Consider the following 417-nt stretch of genomic DNA (forward strand, 5'->3'; position numbering starts at 1 on the left):
CGAAATGGAAATGCGCCCACCATCAGATGATTTAAGGGCAATAGTCAGAAAATCAACCGTTGTCAGCTTTCCTGCTCGCGTTCAGCAAGTTCTTGCGCTTCTTCGCGAGGCGGCATAAGCGGCCCGCAAATTCGCTGCGCCAGCCAGGTCGCCAGGGTAACTAATAGCCAGGAGATGAGCGTGGCGACCACTAAATCTCGCGGCCAGTGCATTCCCAGAAGCAAACGGCTGCCCATTACGCCGGTCGCCCAGACTAACAAAAACGCGATGGTGAAAGTCCGTCTGCGCGGCCATAACAGACCCACGGCCAAAAGCGCCCAGCTCGCTGCAAACATGGTGTGTCCGGAGGGAAACGCAAAGCCCGTCTCTTTTTGCCAGTGCTGACGCAGGAAAACGGGGATGTTCTGTTGCCCGGCC

General features: G+C 56.8%; 1 protein-coding gene. It reads right to left on the reverse strand.

The window, feature by feature from the left end; all coding sequences use genetic code 11:
- Nucleotides 1-62 precede the first annotated feature (62 nt).
- Nucleotides 63-417: phosphatase PAP2 family protein (locus tag FMN63_RS00160; protein WP_148581928.1), on the reverse strand; the 355-nt coding region annotated here is incomplete at its 5' end.

Origin of the sequence: Stappia sp. BW2 (genome assembly GCF_008107695.1) — a bacterium.
GTDB lineage: Bacteria > Pseudomonadota > Alphaproteobacteria > Rhizobiales > Stappiaceae > Roseibium.